We start from the raw sequence: 15,979 nt of genomic DNA on the forward strand, positions 1-15,979 counted from the left end.
GAGTTCCTTACTTCCCCTTGGCCTTCACCGCCAGCCGGCGGCGTGCGCGCAGCTGCAGGCCCGCGTACGACACGGCCGCGCCCAGCAGCGCCAGCACGATCACCAGCCCGGCCAGCATCAGCGGGCTGCGCGAGAGATACCACTGCACCCAGGCGATGGGAGGCAGGCGGCCGACGTAGTAGGTGTCCTGGCCCAGCACGCTGTTGACCTGCGTGTCGCGCACGATGGTCATGCTGCCCTGCACGCTCTTGAGCAGGTCGGGCGTCATCAGCGCGTTGAGCAGCGCGTCCTTCGACTCTGCGTTGGCGATGGCGGCGACCACGCTGCGGCCGCTGCGCAGCGGCGACTGGAAGCCTGCCAGCACCCCGTCGCGGCCGTCGGCGCTCACCGAGATCTGCATCGAGCCCGGCAGGTCCTCGCGGGTGCGCGCGCCGATCACGAAGTCGATGGCGTTGTCGATCCAGCTGTTGAGCTTGAGTTCGGGCGCGTTGCCGTTGCGCTTGAGCGGCATCCGGTCGGCCCACTGGGTGAAAAGCGGCTGGTTCTGCAGGTTGCCGATCACCAGCAGGTCCTTGTCGGCCCACTGCGGCGCCTCGCCCGAGCGGCCCACCTTCACGCGCAGCGCGGGGTAGCCGGTGGAGCGGCCGATCTGGCCGAGCAGGCCGAGGAACATTTCGATGTCGCTGCTGCCGGGCTGGTCGGGCAGGATGACGGCGGTGTCCGACAGGTCGGCCATGCGCGAGAACGGGAAGCCGCCGTTGGCGTAGGCGGCCAGCTCGGGCATCGCGATGAAGTGCGGGAAGCCCGAGACGTCGATCGTCGAGGTCGGGTCGATGGCGCCGCGTACGTTGTCCAGCTGCGGCACGCAGCGCCCGCCCACCGGCTCGAAGTAGTAGTGCAGCCGAAGCTGGCTGCGCGGGCCCATGGCCAGCGGCGGCAGGATGATTTCCTTGCGCTCGGCGAGCGTGCCGTCGGGCATCAGCTTGACGGCCAGCGGGTTCCACCAGCGGTCGCCGGCCGGGTTGGCCGAGCGCAGCGGCAGGCCGCCCACGAAGTTCTCGTTGACGTTGACGTTCAGCGTGGACTGGTCGGGCCGCACGCGCGGCGTGTAGCGGTATTGCAGGTCGAGCGGAATGCCGCGGCTGCGCCAGGTGAAGAGGTCGGGCGGCAGCTGCAGGTTCACGCGGACCACGTCGGGGTTGTAGCCAGTCACCGAGAGGTCGGCCGCCGTCGCCAGCTCGCCCAGCTGCAGCGGACGGTCGCTGGGCACCCAGCGCGGCGCGTCGTAGGGCTTGCGCGCGGGCGGCTCCTGGAAGGCGGTGATCGAGGCCGTGGCGCCCGCGAAGGCCTTGGCGTTGAGCGCCAGCGCGGCGGCGGCGGTGCGCAGGTCGGCGGGCGTGCTGCCCATCACCAGCAGCAGCTTCCCGTTGGCGTCGCGCGGGTTGTCCACGATCGCCAGGCCCGGCCCGCGAATCGCCGGCAGCGTGAGGCCCGGAATGCTCGAATCGGGCGTGACGAACACCACCGCGTGGCCCGTGGGCAGGTCGCCGCCGGACACCGGGAAGGTCGCTCCGCGGTAATCGGCCAGCGCGCCGAACCACGACGACACCACGCCCGCGGCCTCCAGCACCGGGCCCGAGGCGGCCGTGCCGAACACGAAGGGAATGCGCGCGCGGCGCACGTCGCGGCGGTCGAAGAAGGGCTGCGGCAGGGCCGCCAGGTCGTTGACCAGCTTCAGCGGGGCCACCGTCAGCTTCAGCGAACTGGAGGCGTCGATGCGCGCCCAGAGGCTGGTGTGCGAAGGGTCTTCGCACTCGCGGGTGTAGTGGCCGATCAGCTCGACGTTGATGCGGTTGAATTCGGTGATCAGGCGCCGGTCGATCGGGATGTCGGCCGTCTGCGGACGGCCCGCGCCGGCGGTGGGCACCGGCAGCGTGGCCACCAGCACGTCGTTCACCGTCACCTTCAGGTGCGAGAGCTCCGGGATCAGCGAGGGCGAATAGGCGTAGTTCAGCCTGAATGACGCGGCCGTCACCAGCTCGTCGGCGCGCACGTTGAACGGAATGCCCACAGTGCCGCTGATGCCGCGCAGCTGCACCGCGTAGTCGATGCCCAGCTGCGTGAGGTTGAGTTCGCGCACCGCGCCGCCGGCGGGTGCCACGGCAGCGATGGGTGCCTGCGGGGCGATTGCCGGGGCCGGCGCGTCGATCGGCGGCCTGGGCTGGGGCTGGGCGAAGGTCGTGCCGGCCGCGGCAAATGCCACCGCAAGCGCCGCGGCGCGTGAAACGAACAAGGGCGAGGCCGCGCGGACAGCGGGCTCGGCGCGGCGATGCGCGCGCTGGGTGGTCGTCACGTGGATTCCTTCGCTTTGACGGGACGCAGCCGCGAGGCGGCCGCACGGTAGTAGTGGCTGAACATGTCTCGGAAACCGGTGCCGCTGATGCTGATGATGTGGCCGAGCACGCGGTGGATCGGCACGCGCGGGTGGTTGCCCCAGCGTGCGGCCCAGATGTCGGCGCGGGCGGTGGTGCACTGGACCAGCGCGCGTTCCTGCGCGAAGCTCATCGGCACGAAGCTCAGGCCCAGGCGCTTGCCGCTGCTGAAGCGCACGGTGGAGGCGAAGCGCGATTCCTGGTCGTTGCGGTACAGCGCCACCTCGACGGGCGTTTCGAGGTCGAGCTTCAGGTCGTGCGGCAGTTCGAGGCCCAGGCCGCCGCTGGAGAAGTCGAAGGTGTTGCAGCGCAGGGAGCGGCCGTCGGCGAAGTACAGCGTGGCCGGCAGGTTGAGTTCCACGCGGTGCGATCCGCGCAGCTGGCGCGACTCGTTGGCCGCAGCCACGCAGGCGCCCAGGATCATCAGGTTGTAGACCGTCCAGGCCAGGTTCAGCCACACGGTGGCGATGTGCTGCGAGTCGACCCAGGTCAGCCGCCATGCCCCCAGGCACACGCCCACGAAGTTCAGCGCGAGCAGCACCAGGCTGGCCTTGGCGATGGTGCTGTCGAAATACTCTTCCTGGATCAGGCCGCCCTTGGCAGTCACGTTGAAGCTGCCGAGCTTCGGGTTGATGAGCGCCACCAGTGTCGGGCGGAAGATGTACCAGGCCAGCACCGCCTCGTAGACCTCGTTCCACAGCAGGTAGCGGAATCGCCCCTGTATGCGGCTGTTGGTCAGGTTGGCGTGCAGGATGTGCGGCAGCGCGAAGGCGAAGATCATCGACGCCGAGGCGTGGATCACGCTCGCGCCGAAGTACAGATACGCCAGCGGCGCCGTCAGGTAGATGAGCCGCGGCAGCCCGTACAGGAAGTGCAGCATCGCGTTCACGTAGCAAAGGCGCTGCGCCCAGTGCAGCCCGCGCCCGAAGAGCGGGTTGTCGATGCGGAAGATCTGCGCCATGCCGCGCGCCCAGCGGATGCGCTGGCCCACGTGGCCCGAAAGGCTTTCGGTGGCCAGGCCCGCGGCCTGAGGCAGCGCGAGATAGGCGGTGTTGTAGCCCAGGCGGTGCATCTTCAGCGCGGTGTGGGCGTCTTCGGTGACGGTCTCGACCGCGATGCCGCCCACTTCTTCCACGATGGTCCGGCGCAGCACCGCGCAGGAGCCGCAGAAGAAGGTGGCGTTCCAGAGATCGTTGCCGTCCTGGATCAGGCCGTAGAAAAGCTCGCCTTCATTGGGCACCGTGCCGAAGGTGTCGAGGTTGCGCTCGAAGGGGTCGGCCGAGAAGAAGTAGTGGGGCAGCTGGACCATGCCCAGCTTGGGGTCGCGCCCGAACCAGCCCATGGCGATCTGCATGAACGAACGCGTGGGGATGTGGTCGCAGTCGAAGATCGCGACGAACTCGCCGGTGGTGTTCTTCAGCGCGGCGTTGATGTTGCCGGCCTTGGCGTGGCGGTTGTTGTCGCGGATGACGTGGGTCACACCGACCTGCTCGCAGAAAACGCGGAATTCCTCGCGCCGGCCGTCGTCGAGCACGAAGATCTTGATCTTGTCGCGCGGCCAGTCGATCAGCTGCGCGGCCAGCACGGTGGAGCGCACCACCGACAGCGACTCGTTGTAGGTCGGAATGAACAGGTCGATGGTCGGCCACTCGGCCGGGTCCTCGGGCAGCGGCACCGGCTTGCGCTCCAGCGGCCAGGCGGTCTGCACGTAGCCCAGCAGCAGAACCACGAAAGCGTAGAGCTCGGCCATCAGCAGGCCCACGCCCAGCACCAGGTCGACCAGGTTGTCCATGAACATGGTCTCGGTCACGCGCCAGTAGGTGTAGCGCGAGGACACGACCACCGACAGGAAGATCAGCACCAGGCTGGCGAAGCGCCCGCGAAAGCGGTTGGCGATGAGCGCGGCCGCGAAGATGCCCACCGACAACACGATCTGCTGCTCGAAGGTCATGGGCGCGATGATCAGCGCGGGCAGCATCGTGAGCGCCACGATCCAGCCGAGGATGCGCACCGGCAGCAGCCGCAGGATGGCGGGGGCGGGCTTGGGCTCCGGTTGCGGCGCCGGCTGTGGCGGGGTGGCGGACTGGGCGTGTTTCATCGGTTCGTTTCCGTGGTCCGCAAGGACGGGAAGGACGCCGCCTCGCGCGCGGTGTCGATGCGTTCGAGCAGGCGCTCGGCACATGAGGCGATGTCCTGCGTCGCCTGGCTCATGGGTGCGTAGCTCTGCACCGGCGCGGCCGAGGCCAGCGCCTCGGGCACCGCCTGATCCATGTGCAGCATGCCCAGCAGTTCGGGGCGCAGCCGCTGGCGCAGCAGCTCGAAGACGTCGTGGTTGAGCCGCTTGCCCGGGTCGATCTGGTTCACCACGTAGCCGGTGCCCAGGTAGGCGGCGCGCGGGCGGGCGTACTTGTCGAGCATGCGCTCGACGATGGGCAGGGTGGCGAAGGAGCCGGCGTCGGCCAGCACCGCGACCACGCCGAAGTCGGCCGCGCGCAGCGCCTGCTGCATGTAGACCGATGGGCCGGGCGGGGTGTCGAGAACCACCAGCGTATCGGCGGGCAGGCCGAAGCGCACCAGCGTGTCGCCGAGCCAGCCTGGAGCACGGGCCAGCTGCTGCTCGAATGCGATCTGGCGCTCGTCGTCGACGTCGCCGAAGGGCAGCAGCATCACGCCGCCGTGCGCGGGGCGGATCGCACGCGCCCACGGCATCAGGCCGGTGGCGGCTTCGACCAGGCCGCTGTCGCAGGCCTGCGGTTCATTTGCGATGTGGAAGCGCAGCGCATTCTGCGGATCGAGATCGATGGCAAGCACCTGCCGGCCACGCTGAGCGAGCGCGGTGCAGAGGTTGGCGGCAATGGTCGTCTTGCCTACGCCGCCCTTGGAGGAAATGATGGGGATGACAACCATCGTCACGTCGGCCTTCGCCAGCGTGACATGGGACCCGGCGCCACGGCCTGCCTCTGCGGCGCGGCCAGACGTGCAAAAAGTTGCTCAAGAGGGGTCGCAGCGGAGGCCGGGTCGACGGCGGTCGACGGCATCGCGGGAGCGACCGGAGCCGGCGAAGGCACGGGCGCGAACGCGGCGGCAGGCTTCGGCGAGGGCGCAAAGACCGGAGCGAGTGAGGGAGCAGGCGCAGGTGAGGGCACAGGTGCGCCGCCGACCGGAACGGATGCCTGCGCGGGCGGATGGGCGATCTTCTCGCCCGACAGCAGCGGCCACACGCGCGGTGCTTCGGCGTCGGGCGCCGCGAATTCCTTGTAGCCATTGCCGTTGCCGCCGAACTTGCCGAACAGGCCGGCGATGTCCTCGGGCAGGTGTTCCTCTGAGCTCATGCGTCCACCTTCGACAGCCGCAGGTCGATGCGCGGCCCCGCCTGGACCTCGGGCAGCAGGGCCTGCACGCGCAGCGAGGAGGGCATGTGCTGCGCCTCGAACCAGGTCTGGTAGGCGCCCTCGAAGAAGCCGACGCTCCAGTCGGTCGACTCGGGTCCGAAGGCGGCGGCGACCGGGCTGCAGGCGTGGGTGATGGCGACGCCGTCGGCCTCTTCGTTCAATTCGGTGAAGCCCCAGTCGATGCCGTCCCAGCGGGCATTGAACTGTTCCTGAAGCTCGCCGAGCGTGCGGCAGGGAGGGATCGGCAGGGCATGCGCAAGACGCTGGCCGATGCGAAAGAAAAGCTGCCGCAGGTCCTCGGGAGGCAATCCGGCGCTCAACTCGGCGGCCATGCCGCGGTTGAATTCCAGCCATTGCGCGCTGCAGGATTTCTTTTCGTAATAGTCAATAAACGTCGCACCGGTTTCCATGCCAAGGCATTCTCTTGGATCAGTTAACCATTGACAATAAATGTGAACTAATTAGTACGAAAGCACTGGGTTTGGGTTGGCCAACTGTCTGAATTCGGTGACGAGTCCATCCCCGAGCCTTCGTCGGGCAACGGGCCAGTACGGCGCGCAGGGGCGACCGGATTCAGTTTTTTGAGAAGGGCGACTTCAGCCCCGGGGCGGCGCCGCCGCTACGGGCGCCCCACGCGAAAGCTCAGTCCGAAACGGCTTCGCCCGCGTGATGGGTCATGTTGCGGCGGTTGTGCTTGACCGCGTACATGGCGGCGTCGGCCTGACGCAGGGCTTCCTCGGCGGAGGTGGTGCGCGGATCAACCGCCACCACGCCGACGCTGGCACCGGCGTAGTCGATCGTCATGTTCCTGAGCCGCAGTTCGCCCTTGGTGTTTTCCGCCAGCCGGTCGCCCAGCGCCATCGCACCGGTGCGCGGCGATTCGCCCAGGCCGGGCCCCAGGCCGATCACCACGAACTCGTCGGAGCCGAAGCGCGCCAGCATGTCGCTCGCGCGTACGCAGTTCGACAACTGCTTCGCCATGGCCGCCAGGAACTCGTCGCCGACCCCGTGGCCGTGCGCGTCGTTGATCTTCTTGAAGTCGTCCATGTCGATGAAGCCGACCAGCACGCTCTGGGCGCTGCGCGCGCCTTGCGCCAGCATGCGCTGCAGCGCGTCGACGAGGGCGCGGCGGTTCGGCAGGCCGGTGAGCACGTCGGTCGCGGCGTTGGCCGAGAGTTCGATGCCGGCCTTGTCGAGCTTGGCGATCATCTGCTCGCGCTCTACCTGCTGGCCGATCAGCTTGGCGAAGAGGTGCAGTACCGGCTCCGTGATGGCCGGCAGCGGCATCTGTTCCGCGCTGGCGGCGCACAGCGCGCCATGGAGGCCGCCGCCGTCGACCCAGACCGGCGCACTCGCGCAGGTCTGAATGCCCAGTTCGCGGGCGGCATCGGCGTCGCCCCAGCAGCCGCCGGCATCGTCGGCATAGATGCGATCTTCTTCCAGCGCATGGCGGCACAGCGTGTCGCCCCAGGGAACGTAGGCCCCTTCGGGGATGGTCAGCTCGCCCGTGTTGTGGGCGAAGAGGATGTGCTGGCGGGCCTTGTCGGGCTCGATGATCGCGAGATAGGCCGACTCCAGGCCGGTTGCCGCCTCGAGCATTTCGAGCATCGGGCGCGCCAGGTCTTCCAGCGTCTTGGCCGAGGAGACGGTTTCGGATAGCTGTTCGATCAAAAATTCCATGGCCGACATTCTGAGGGCTCCCGAGGCTTCAGGATGCCAGTGCTTCCATCAATTCTGTTTCGATGGCCAGCTGTGTTTTCTGGCCCTGGAGTTCGGGGCCGCTGATGAGGAAGGTGTCTTCCACCCGCTCGCCCAGCGTCGTGACCTTGGCGAGCTGCAGGTTCAGGTGATGGCGCGCCAGCACCCGGGCCACCGAGTACAGCAGGCCCGCGCGGTCGCTGGCCGAGATGCTGAGCAGCCAGCGCTGCGCCTTGTCGTCCGGCAGCAGGCTGATGCGCGGCTTGATCGGAAAGCTGCGCACCCGGCGCGACACCCGGCCCATGCTGGGCGGCGGCAGGGCGCCAGCCTCGGTGAGCGTCTGCGCCAGGCCCGACTCGACCATGCTGATCAGGTCGCGGTAGTGGTCCGGCAGGAAGGTGGTCACCACCTGGAAGGTGTCGAGCGCGTAGCCGTTGCTCGTGGTGTGCACCTTGGCGTCCAGGATGCTGAAGGAAGCCTGGTCGAAGTAGCCGCAGATGCGCGCGAACAAATCGGGCTGGTCGGGCGTGTAGACCACCACCTGCAGGCCTTCGCCCACCGGCGACAGGTGTGCGCGCACGATGGGCGGCGCCTTCGGGTCGATCGGCACGTTGGGCGGCGGCACGAAGCGCGAAAGCTGCTTGGCGTGCCAGGCGATCTCGGCGGCGTCGTGGCGCATGAAATAGCCCACATCCAGCGTGTCCCACAGGGCCTTGTGCGCCTCGAAGCGCTGGGCGTGCAGGGCGAGCTGCACCAGCGCCTCGCGCTTGCGCGACTCGACCTCGGCGTCCGGGTCGGGCATGCGGCCGCCCAGCGCGCGCAGGGTGTAGCGGTACAGGTCCTCGAGCAGCTTGCCCTTCCAGGCGTTCCACACGCGCGGCGAGGTGCCCCGGATGTCGGCCACCGTCAGCAGGTAGAGCGCGGTCAGGTAGCGCTCGTTGCCCACGCGCCTGGCGAAGGCGCCGATGACTTCGGGGTCGCTCAGGTCCTGCTTCTGGGCGACCTGGCTCATCACCAGGTGCTCGGCCACCAGGAATTCGATGAGCCTGGCGTCCTCGCGGGCGATGCCGTGCTGCTTGCAGAAGCGCTGCACGTCGCGCGCGCCCAGCGTGGAGTGGTCGCCGCCGCGGCCCTTGGCAATGTCGTGGAACAGGGCGGCCACGTACAGGATCCAGGGCTTGTCCCAGCCGGCCGCGAGTTGCGAGCAGAAGGGGTACTCGTGCGCGTGCTCGGCGATGAAGAAGCGCCGCACGTTGCGCAGCACCATCAGGATGTGCTGGTCCACCGTGTACACGTGGAACAGGTCGTGCTGCATCTGCCCCACGATGCTGCGGAACACCCGCAGGTAGCGCCCCAGCACCGAGGTCTGGTTCATCAGCCTGAAGGCGTGCGTGATGCCGTAGGGCTGCAGCAGGATCCGCATGAAGGTCTGGTGGTTGACCGGGTCGTTGCGGAACTTGCTGTCCATCACGTGGCGCGCGTTGTAGAGCGCGCGCAGCGTGCGCGCCGACAGGCCCTTCACGCCGATGGTCTTCTGGTAGAGCAGGAAGGTCTCGAGCACCGCGTGCGGCTCGCGCTCGTAGAGGTCGTCGCTGGCGATCTCGATCAGCCCGGCGCGCTCGTAGAAGCGCTCGTTGATCGGCGTGTGCTGTTCGTCGCTGGGCTGCAGGCGCTCTGAAATATTGAGCAGCAGGATCTGGTTGAGCTGCGACACCGCCTTGGCGGCCCAGTAGTAACGCCGCATCAGCGCCTCGCTCGACTTGCGCTGCGATTCGCTTTCGTAGCCGAAGCTGGCTGCCACGGCGGTCTGCAGGTCGAACACCAGGCGGTCTTCGCGGCGGTTGGCGATCACGTGCAGCCGGGCGCGGATCAGCGAGAGTAGCGCCTCGTTGCGCTTGATCTGCTGCGCCTCGAAGGAGGTGGCCAGGCCGTTCTTGGCCAGGTCGTCCCAGCGGCTGCCGTAGCCGGCGGCCTTGGTCATCCAGAGAATGGTCTGCAGGTCGCGCAGCCCACCGGGCGATTCCTTGCAGTTGGGCTCGAGCGCGTAGGGCGTGTTGTCGAACTTCTGGTGGCGGTGCCGCATTTCCTGCGACTTGGCCACGAAGAAGGCCTGCGGGTCGATGGCGCGGGTGAAGCGGCGGCGGAAGGCCGTGAAGAGCTTCTTGTCGCCCGCGATCAGGCGGGCCTCGAGCAGCGAGGTCTGGACGGTGACGTCCTTCTCGGCCTCGGCCAGGCATTCTTCGACGGTGCGCACGCTGGAGCCGATCTCCAGGCCGGCGTCCCAGCACTGGCCGATGAAGGCCTCGATGCGCGCCGGCTCGATGTCGCCCGCTTCACCCTCGGGCGGCAGTAACAGCAGCACGTCGACGTCGGAATACGGGAACAGCTCGCCGCGCCCGAAGCCGCCTACGGCCGCCAGCGTGAGCGAGTCGCCGAAGCCGGCTTCGCGCCACAGGGTGCACAGCGTTTCGTCGGCCAGCGCCGAGAGCTGGCGCAGCACCGTGTGGACGCTGCGGGTCGGGGCGCGCGCGAAGCGCAGGGTGTCGAACAGTGCGAGCTTCTTCGCGCGATAGGCTTCGCGCAGCGTCGCCACGTCGATGTTGGCTGCTTCGATCACGGGCGGGGAACGCGTTGCCGCGTCAGGTCTTGGTGGCGGTGACGAAGGAGGGCAGCGGCGGGCTGCCGGCAGACAGCGTCAGCACTTCGTAGCCGGTCTCGGTGACGAGCACGGTGTGCTCCCACTGCGCCGACAGCGAATGGTCGCGCGTGACGATGGTCCAGCCGTCGTACTGGCCGCCCTTGAAGTCTTCCTTCACGTCGCGCTTGCCGGCGTTGATCATCGGCTCGATCGTGAAGATCATGCCGGGCTTGAGCTCTTCCATGGTGCCCGGGCGGCCGTAGTGCAGCACCTGGGGTTCCTCGTGGAAGCGCTGGCCCACGCCGTGGCCGCAGAACTCGCGCACCACCGAGAAGCCCTGGCCTTCGGCGAACTTCTGGATCGCGTGGCCCACGTCGCCCAGGTGGGCGCCGGGGCGCACCTGCAGGATGCCGTGCCACATGGCCTCGAAGGTGATGCTGCACAGCCGCTTGGCGGCGATGGAGGCGTCGCCGATCACGTACATGCGGCTGTTGTCGCCGAACCAGCCGTCCTTGATGACGGTCACGTCGACATTCATGATGTCGCCCTTCTTCAGGGGCTTGTCGTTCGGGATGCCGTGGCACACCACGTGGTTCACCGAGGTGCACAGCGACTTCGGGAACGGGACGCTGCTCGCGCCCATGTAGCCCACCGTGGCGGAGGTGGTGCCCTGCTTGACCATGTATTCGGCGGCCAGCCGGTCGACATCGTTGGTCGTGATGCCGGGCTTGATGAAGGGCGTGAGGTAGTCCAGCACCTCGGAGGCCAGGCGGCAGGCGACCCGCATGGCTTCGATGCCCGCAGCGTCTTTGTAGTTAATGCTCATCCCCGAATTATCCCATCGGCCCGGCTAAAATCCCGGGTTAACGCGGATGACCCCAGTCAGCGGTCATTCGCCTTTATTCCTTGATTCCCAACGCGGCCCCCGAGGCCCCATCGACCGTGACGCAGCCCGCACCTCAAGCCCTTCCTGTCGTAACCATGTTCGAGGGCGGCAGCGCGCTCAGCGACTTCCGCGCACGCCAGCTTCTTCCGAAGCTGCAGGCCATCGAGCCGCGCATCGAGGGCATCTCGGCCCGCTTCGTGCACCTGGTGGTGACCGACTCGGCGCTCGATCCGGCGGGCCATGAGCGCTTCGCCGCGCTGCTGACCTACGGCGAACCGTTCGAGGCGCCGGCCAAGGCGGGCACCTCGGTGGTGGTCACGCCGCGCCTGGGCACCGTGTCGCCCTGGGCTTCCAAGGCCACCGACATCGCCCACAACTGCGGCCTGGCGCTGCGCCGCGTCGAGCGGGTCACCCAATATCACCTGAAGCTCAAGGCGCCGTTGATCGGCAAGGCCCCCGTGCTCGAGGGCGACGCGCTGGCCGCCGTGGCCGGTCCGCTGCACGACCGCATGACCGAATCGGTGCTGGCCTCCGTCGAGCAGGCCGCCAGCCTCTTCAGCGAACTGCCGGCCCAGCCGATGGCACAGGTCGACGTGCAGGGCGGCGGCCGCGCCGCGCTGGTGGCGGCCAACACCGGCTTCGGCCTGGCACTGGCCGAGGACGAGATCGACTACCTGGTCGACGCCTTCACCCGCCTGGGCCGCAACCCCAGCGACGTCGAGCTGATGATGTTCGCGCAGGCCAACAGCGAACACTGCCGCCACAAGATCTTCAACGCGAACTTCACCATCGACGGGCAGGCCCAGCCGCAGAGCCTGTTCTCGATGATCCGCCACACCGAGAAGCAGAACCCGCAGCACACGGTCATCGCTTACGCCGACAACGCCTCGGTGATGGAAGGCGCGACCATCGAGCGCTTCATCCCCGCCAATGGCTCGCAGAGCTATCAAAAAGATAGCGCCCTGAGCCACGTGCTGATGAAGGTCGAGACGCACAACCACCCGACCGCCATTTCGCCTTTCCCGGGCGCTTCCACCGGCGCCGGCGGCGAGATCCGCGACGAGGGCGCCACCGGCCGCGGCTCCAAACCCAAGGCCGGCCTGACCGGCTTCACCGTCTCGAAGCTCTGGCCGGAAGAGGGCAGCTACGGCAAGCCCGAACACATCGCCAGCCCGCTGCAGATCATGACCGAGGGCCCGCTGGGCGGCGCTGCGTTCAACAACGAGTTCGGCCGTCCCAACCTGCTGGGCTACTTCCGCGAGTACGAGCAGACCGTGGCGAGCGACGTCGACACCGTGCAGCGCGGCTATCACAAGCCCATCATGATCGCGGGCGGCCTCGGCAGCATCGACGCGGCGCAGACGAAGAAGATCCAGTTCCCCGCCGGCTCGCTGCTGATCCAGCTCGGCGGCCCCGGCATGCGCATCGGCATGGGCGGCAGCGCCGCCAGCTCGATGGCCACCGGCGCCAACGCGGCCGAGCTCGACTTCGACTCGGTGCAGCGCGGCAACCCCGAAATCGAGCGCCGCGCGCAGGAGGTCATCAACCACTGCTGGCAGCAGGGCGCGGCCAACCCCATCCTCGCGATCCACGACGTGGGCGCGGGCGGCCTGAGCAACGCCTTCCCCGAGCTGACCAACGACGCCGGCCGCGGCGCGCGCTTCGACCTGCGCGCGGTGCCGCTCGAAGAGTCGGGCATGGCGCCCAAGGAAATCTGGTGCAACGAAAGCCAGGAGCGCTACGTGCTGGCAATCGCGCCGGAGTCACTCGACCAGTTCAAGGCCTTCTGCGAGCGCGAGCGCTGCCCTTTCTCCGTGGTCGGCGTGGCGACCGAAGAACGCCAGCTGCTGGTGGCCGACGAGGGCGCACAGGTGCAGCCGGTCGACATGCCGATGGACGTGCTGCTCGGCAAGCCGCCGAAGATGCACCGCGACGTGAAGACCGTGACGCGCAGCTTCAAGCCGCTCGACCTCACGGGCGTCGACCTGCAGAAGGCCGCCATCGACGTGCTCGCGAATCCGACCGTGGCTTCGAAGCGTTTCCTCGTCACCATCGGCGACCGCACCGTGGGCGGCCTGAGTCATCGCGACCAGATGGTCGGACCGTGGCAGGTGCCCGTGGCCGACTGCGCCGTGACGCTGGCCGACTACAAGGGTTTTGCCGGCGAAGCCATGAGCATGGGCGAGCGCACGCCGCTGGCCGCGCTCGACGCGCCGGCCTCGGGCCGAATGGCCGTGGCCGAGGCCATCACCAACCTGCTGGCCGCGCCCATCGAGCTCTCGCGCGTCAAGCTGTCGGCCAACTGGATGGCCGCCTGCGGCGAGCCCGGCGAAGACGCCGCGCTGTACGAGACCGTCAAGGCCGTGGGCTTGGAGCTGTGCCCGGCGCTGGGCGTGTCGATTCCGGTCGGCAAGGATTCCCTGTCGATGCGCACGCAGTGGAAGGACGACGGTGAAGCGAAGAAGGTCACCTCGCCCGTGAGCCTGATCGTGAGCGCCTTCGCCACGCTGGCCGACGTGCGCGGCACGCTCACGCCGCAGCTCGACGCCGAAGAAGCCGACACCACGCTGGTGCTGATCGACCTGGGCCAGGGCAAGCACCGCATGGCCGGCAGCATCCTGGCGCAGACGCTCAACCAGAGCGGCGACGCCGTGCCCGACCTCGACGACCCGGCGCAACTGGTGGCGCTGGTCAATGCGGTGAACGCGCTGCGCGCCGACGGCAAGATCCTCGCGATGCATGACCGCAGCGACGGCGGCCTGTTCGCCACAGCCTGCGAAATGGCCTTTGCCGGCCACGTCGGCGTGGCGCTGAACGTCGACATGCTGGTCACCGAAGGCGACGGCATTTCCGACAGCCGCATGGAAACCGGCGACGCCAAGAACTGGGCGCAGCAGGTCAGCGCGCGGCGCGAGGAGCTCACGCTCAAGGCGCTGTTCAACGAAGAGCTGGGCATGGTGCTGCAGGTGCGCACCGCCGAGCGCAACGACGTCATGCAGGTGCTGCGCGCCCACGGCCTCAGCACGCACAGCCACTTCGTGGGCAAGACCCGCCCCGCCAGCTCGCCCATGGACGCGGGCAAGGGCAAGGTCGAAGTCTGGCGCGATGCCAAGTCGGTGTTCAGCGCGAGCCTGCACGACCTGCAGCAGGTGTGGGACTCGGTCAGCTGGAAGATCGCCCGCGAGCGCGACAACCCCGCCTGCGCCGATGCCGAGCACGCAGCGGCCGGCGATCCTGCCGACCCGGGCATGCACGTGTTCCTGCCGAATGCGCAGCCTGCCGCCCCCGCCATCCTGCAGTCGCGCCCCAAGGTCGCGATCCTGCGCGAGCAGGGCGTCAACTCGCACGTCGAGATGGCCTACGCCTTCACCGAAGCCGGCTTCGAAGCCTTCGACGTCCACATGACCGACCTGCAGACGGGCAGGGCGGACCTCGCCAACTTCAAGGGCGTGGTCGCGTGCGGCGGCTTCAGCTATGGCGACACGCTGGGCGCCGGCATCGGTTGGGCGCGCAGCATCACCTTCAACCCGAAGCTGGCCGAGCAGTTCAAGACCTTCTTCGGCCGTGCCGACACCTTCGGCCTGGGCGTGTGCAACGGCTGCCAGATGTTCGCCGAGCTGGCCGACATCATCCCGGGCGCCGAAGCCTGGCCGCGCTTCACCACCAATCAGAGCGAACGCTTCGAGGCGCGCCTGTCGATGGTCGAAGTGCTCGAGTCGCCCAGCATCTTCTTCGCGGGCATGGCCGGCAGCCGCCTGCCGATCGCGGTGGCGCACGGCGAGGGTTATGCGAACTTCAAGTACCGTGGTGACGCCGACAAGGCCATCGCGGCCATGCGCTTCGTCGACAACCACGGCAAGCCCACCGAGCAGTACCCGTTCAACCCGAACGGCAGCGCCGGCGGCCTGACCTCGGTGACCACGCTCGACGGCCGCTTCACCGCCGTGATGCCGCACCCGGAGCGCGTGTTCCGCAACATCCAGATGAGCTGGACCTCGGGCGACAAGAGCGAGCTGAGCCCCTGGATGCAGATCTGGCGCAACGCGCGCCGGTGGGTGGGCTGAAGCCCGGCTTCGATCGAAGAAGAGACGGCAAAAAAAAGCGGCCTCGAAGGCCGCTTTCTTTTTGCCGATATCGATTACTCGACCTTGGCCTTGGCGCGCAGATCTTCCTGGTACTTCTGCAGGCGCTGCTGCTGCAGCTGCTGCGTGATCTGCGGCTTCACTTCTTCCAGCTTCGGCAGTTGAGCCTGGCGGATGTCGTCGACGCGGATGATGTGCCAGCCGAACTGGGTCTTCACCGGGGCAGGGGTGGTCTCGCCCTTCTTGAGTTTGATCATCGCTTCCGAGAACTCGGGCACGAAGCTCGCGGGATTGGCCCAGTCGAGGTCGCCGCCGTTGGCGCCCGATCCCGGGTCCTTGCTCTGCTTCTTGGCGATGTCCTCGAACTTGGCGCCCTTCTTCAGGTCGGCCATGATCTTCTTGGCCTGGTCCTCGGTCTCGACCAGGATGTGGCGGGCCTTGTATTCCTTGCCGCCATTGGCCGCCACGAACTTGTCGTACTCGGCCTTCACGTCGGCGTCCGAGACCGGGCTGGTCTTGCGGTAGTTCTCGAACAGGGCGCGGATCAGGATGGCCTGGCGGGCGAGTTCGAGCTGGTTCTTGTAGTCCTCGGTGGCGTCCAGGCCCTGCTTCTGGGCTTCCTGCATGAACACTTCGCGAGCCACGATTTCCTCGCGCAGCTGGCCTTGCATCTCCGGCGTCACCGGGCGGCCGGCGGCTGCAAGCTGCTGGGCCAGGACGTCCATGCGGGCCTTGGGCACCGGCTTGCCGTTCACGATGGCTGCGTTCTGCGCCAGGGCCGCCATGGGGATGGCACCGAGCAGCGCTGCGGCCGCGACGGCCTGCAAGATTTGTTTTTTCATGGAATGAAT

The 15,979-nt window shown here is 68.0% G+C and carries 10 protein-coding genes; 1 reads left to right on the plus strand and 9 read right to left on the minus strand.

Annotated elements, in window-relative coordinates; translation table 11 throughout:
* Window positions 1-7 precede the first annotated feature (7 nt).
* From bcsB to map, 8 genes are all read right to left on the minus strand, one after another.
* Window positions 8-2,353: a cellulose biosynthesis cyclic di-GMP-binding regulatory protein BcsB gene (gene bcsB, locus AC1VNX_RS16740; protein ID WP_483157699.1), complete on the minus strand. Its 2,346-nt coding sequence runs from the start codon at window positions 2,351-2,353 to the stop codon at window positions 8-10.
* Window positions 2,350-4,530, minus strand: a complete 2,181-nt coding sequence (gene bcsA, locus AC1VNX_RS16745) for a UDP-forming cellulose synthase catalytic subunit (RefSeq protein WP_483157700.1) — start codon at window positions 4,528-4,530, stop codon at window positions 2,350-2,352. Before bcsA ends, bcsB begins: the two co-directional genes overlap by 4 nt.
* The gene (gene bcsQ / locus AC1VNX_RS16750; RefSeq protein ID WP_483157701.1) at window positions 4,527-5,339 is read right to left on the minus strand and encodes a cellulose biosynthesis protein BcsQ; all 813 of its coding nucleotides are present in this window, start codon (window positions 5,337-5,339) and stop codon (window positions 4,527-4,529) included. The genes bcsA and bcsQ overlap by 4 nt, the downstream gene beginning before the upstream one ends.
* A gap of 2 nt (window positions 5,340-5,341) precedes the next feature.
* The gene (locus AC1VNX_RS16755; RefSeq protein WP_483157702.1) at window positions 5,342-5,764 is read right to left on the minus strand and encodes a hypothetical protein; all 423 of its coding nucleotides are present in this window, start codon (window positions 5,762-5,764) and stop codon (window positions 5,342-5,344) included.
* The gene (gene bcsD / locus AC1VNX_RS16760) at window positions 5,761-6,234 is read right to left on the minus strand and encodes a cellulose biosynthesis protein BcsD (protein ID WP_483157703.1); all 474 of its coding nucleotides are present in this window, start codon (window positions 6,232-6,234) and stop codon (window positions 5,761-5,763) included. Before bcsD ends, AC1VNX_RS16755 begins: the two co-directional genes overlap by 4 nt.
* A gap of 232 nt (window positions 6,235-6,466) precedes the next feature.
* Window positions 6,467-7,504, minus strand: a complete 1,038-nt coding sequence (locus tag AC1VNX_RS16765; protein ID WP_483157704.1) for a sensor domain-containing diguanylate cyclase — start codon at window positions 7,502-7,504, stop codon at window positions 6,467-6,469.
* A 28-nt stretch (window positions 7,505-7,532) separates the two neighbouring features.
* Window positions 7,533-10,139, minus strand: a complete 2,607-nt coding sequence (locus AC1VNX_RS16770) for a [protein-PII] uridylyltransferase (protein WP_483157705.1) — start codon at window positions 10,137-10,139, stop codon at window positions 7,533-7,535.
* A gap of 22 nt (window positions 10,140-10,161) precedes the next feature.
* Window positions 10,162-10,986: a type I methionyl aminopeptidase gene (map, locus tag AC1VNX_RS16775; RefSeq protein WP_483157706.1), complete on the minus strand. Its 825-nt coding sequence runs from the start codon at window positions 10,984-10,986 to the stop codon at window positions 10,162-10,164.
* Window positions 10,987-11,141: 155 nt separating this feature from the next.
* On the opposite strand from map, the gene purL reads away from it, so the two are divergent.
* Complete coding sequence (purL, locus tag AC1VNX_RS16780) at window positions 11,142-15,110, plus strand: phosphoribosylformylglycinamidine synthase (RefSeq protein WP_483161968.1); 3,969 nt, start codon at window positions 11,142-11,144, stop codon at window positions 15,108-15,110.
* A 74-nt stretch (window positions 15,111-15,184) separates the two neighbouring features.
* Here the strand turns inward: purL and AC1VNX_RS16785 are convergent, their stop codons facing one another.
* Entirely contained in the window at window positions 15,185-15,970 is a 786-nt protein-coding gene (locus AC1VNX_RS16785) for a peptidylprolyl isomerase (RefSeq protein ID WP_483157707.1), read from the minus strand.
* Between the last annotated feature and the right edge of the window lie 9 nt (window positions 15,971-15,979).

The sequence above is a fragment of the Variovorax sp. TLI9-5A genome, from assembly GCF_056867935.1.

Excerpts from the sequence above, each read along its gene's own strand:
- AC1VNX_RS16785 (WP_483157707.1), bottom strand. The coding sequence starts at position 15,970 with ATGAAAAAACAAATCTTGCAGGCCGTCGCGGCCGCAGCGCTGCTCGGT.
- AC1VNX_RS16755 (WP_483157702.1), bottom strand. The coding sequence starts at position 5,764 with ATGAGCTCAGAGGAACACCTGCCCGAGGACATCGCCGGCCTGTTCGGC.
- map (WP_483157706.1), bottom strand. The coding sequence starts at position 10,986 with ATGAGCATTAACTACAAAGACGCTGCGGGCATCGAAGCCATGCGGGTC.
- purL (WP_483161968.1), top strand. The coding sequence starts at position 11,142 with ATGTTCGAGGGCGGCAGCGCGCTCAGCGACTTCCGCGCACGCCAGCTT.
- bcsD (WP_483157703.1), bottom strand. The coding sequence starts at position 6,234 with ATGGAAACCGGTGCGACGTTTATTGACTATTACGAAAAGAAATCCTGC.
- AC1VNX_RS16765 (WP_483157704.1), bottom strand. The coding sequence starts at position 7,504 with ATGGAATTTTTGATCGAACAGCTATCCGAAACCGTCTCCTCGGCCAAG.
- bcsA (WP_483157700.1), bottom strand. The coding sequence starts at position 4,530 with ATGAAACACGCCCAGTCCGCCACCCCGCCACAGCCGGCGCCGCAACCG.
- bcsQ (WP_483157701.1), bottom strand. The coding sequence starts at position 5,339 with ATGGTTGTCATCCCCATCATTTCCTCCAAGGGCGGCGTAGGCAAGACG.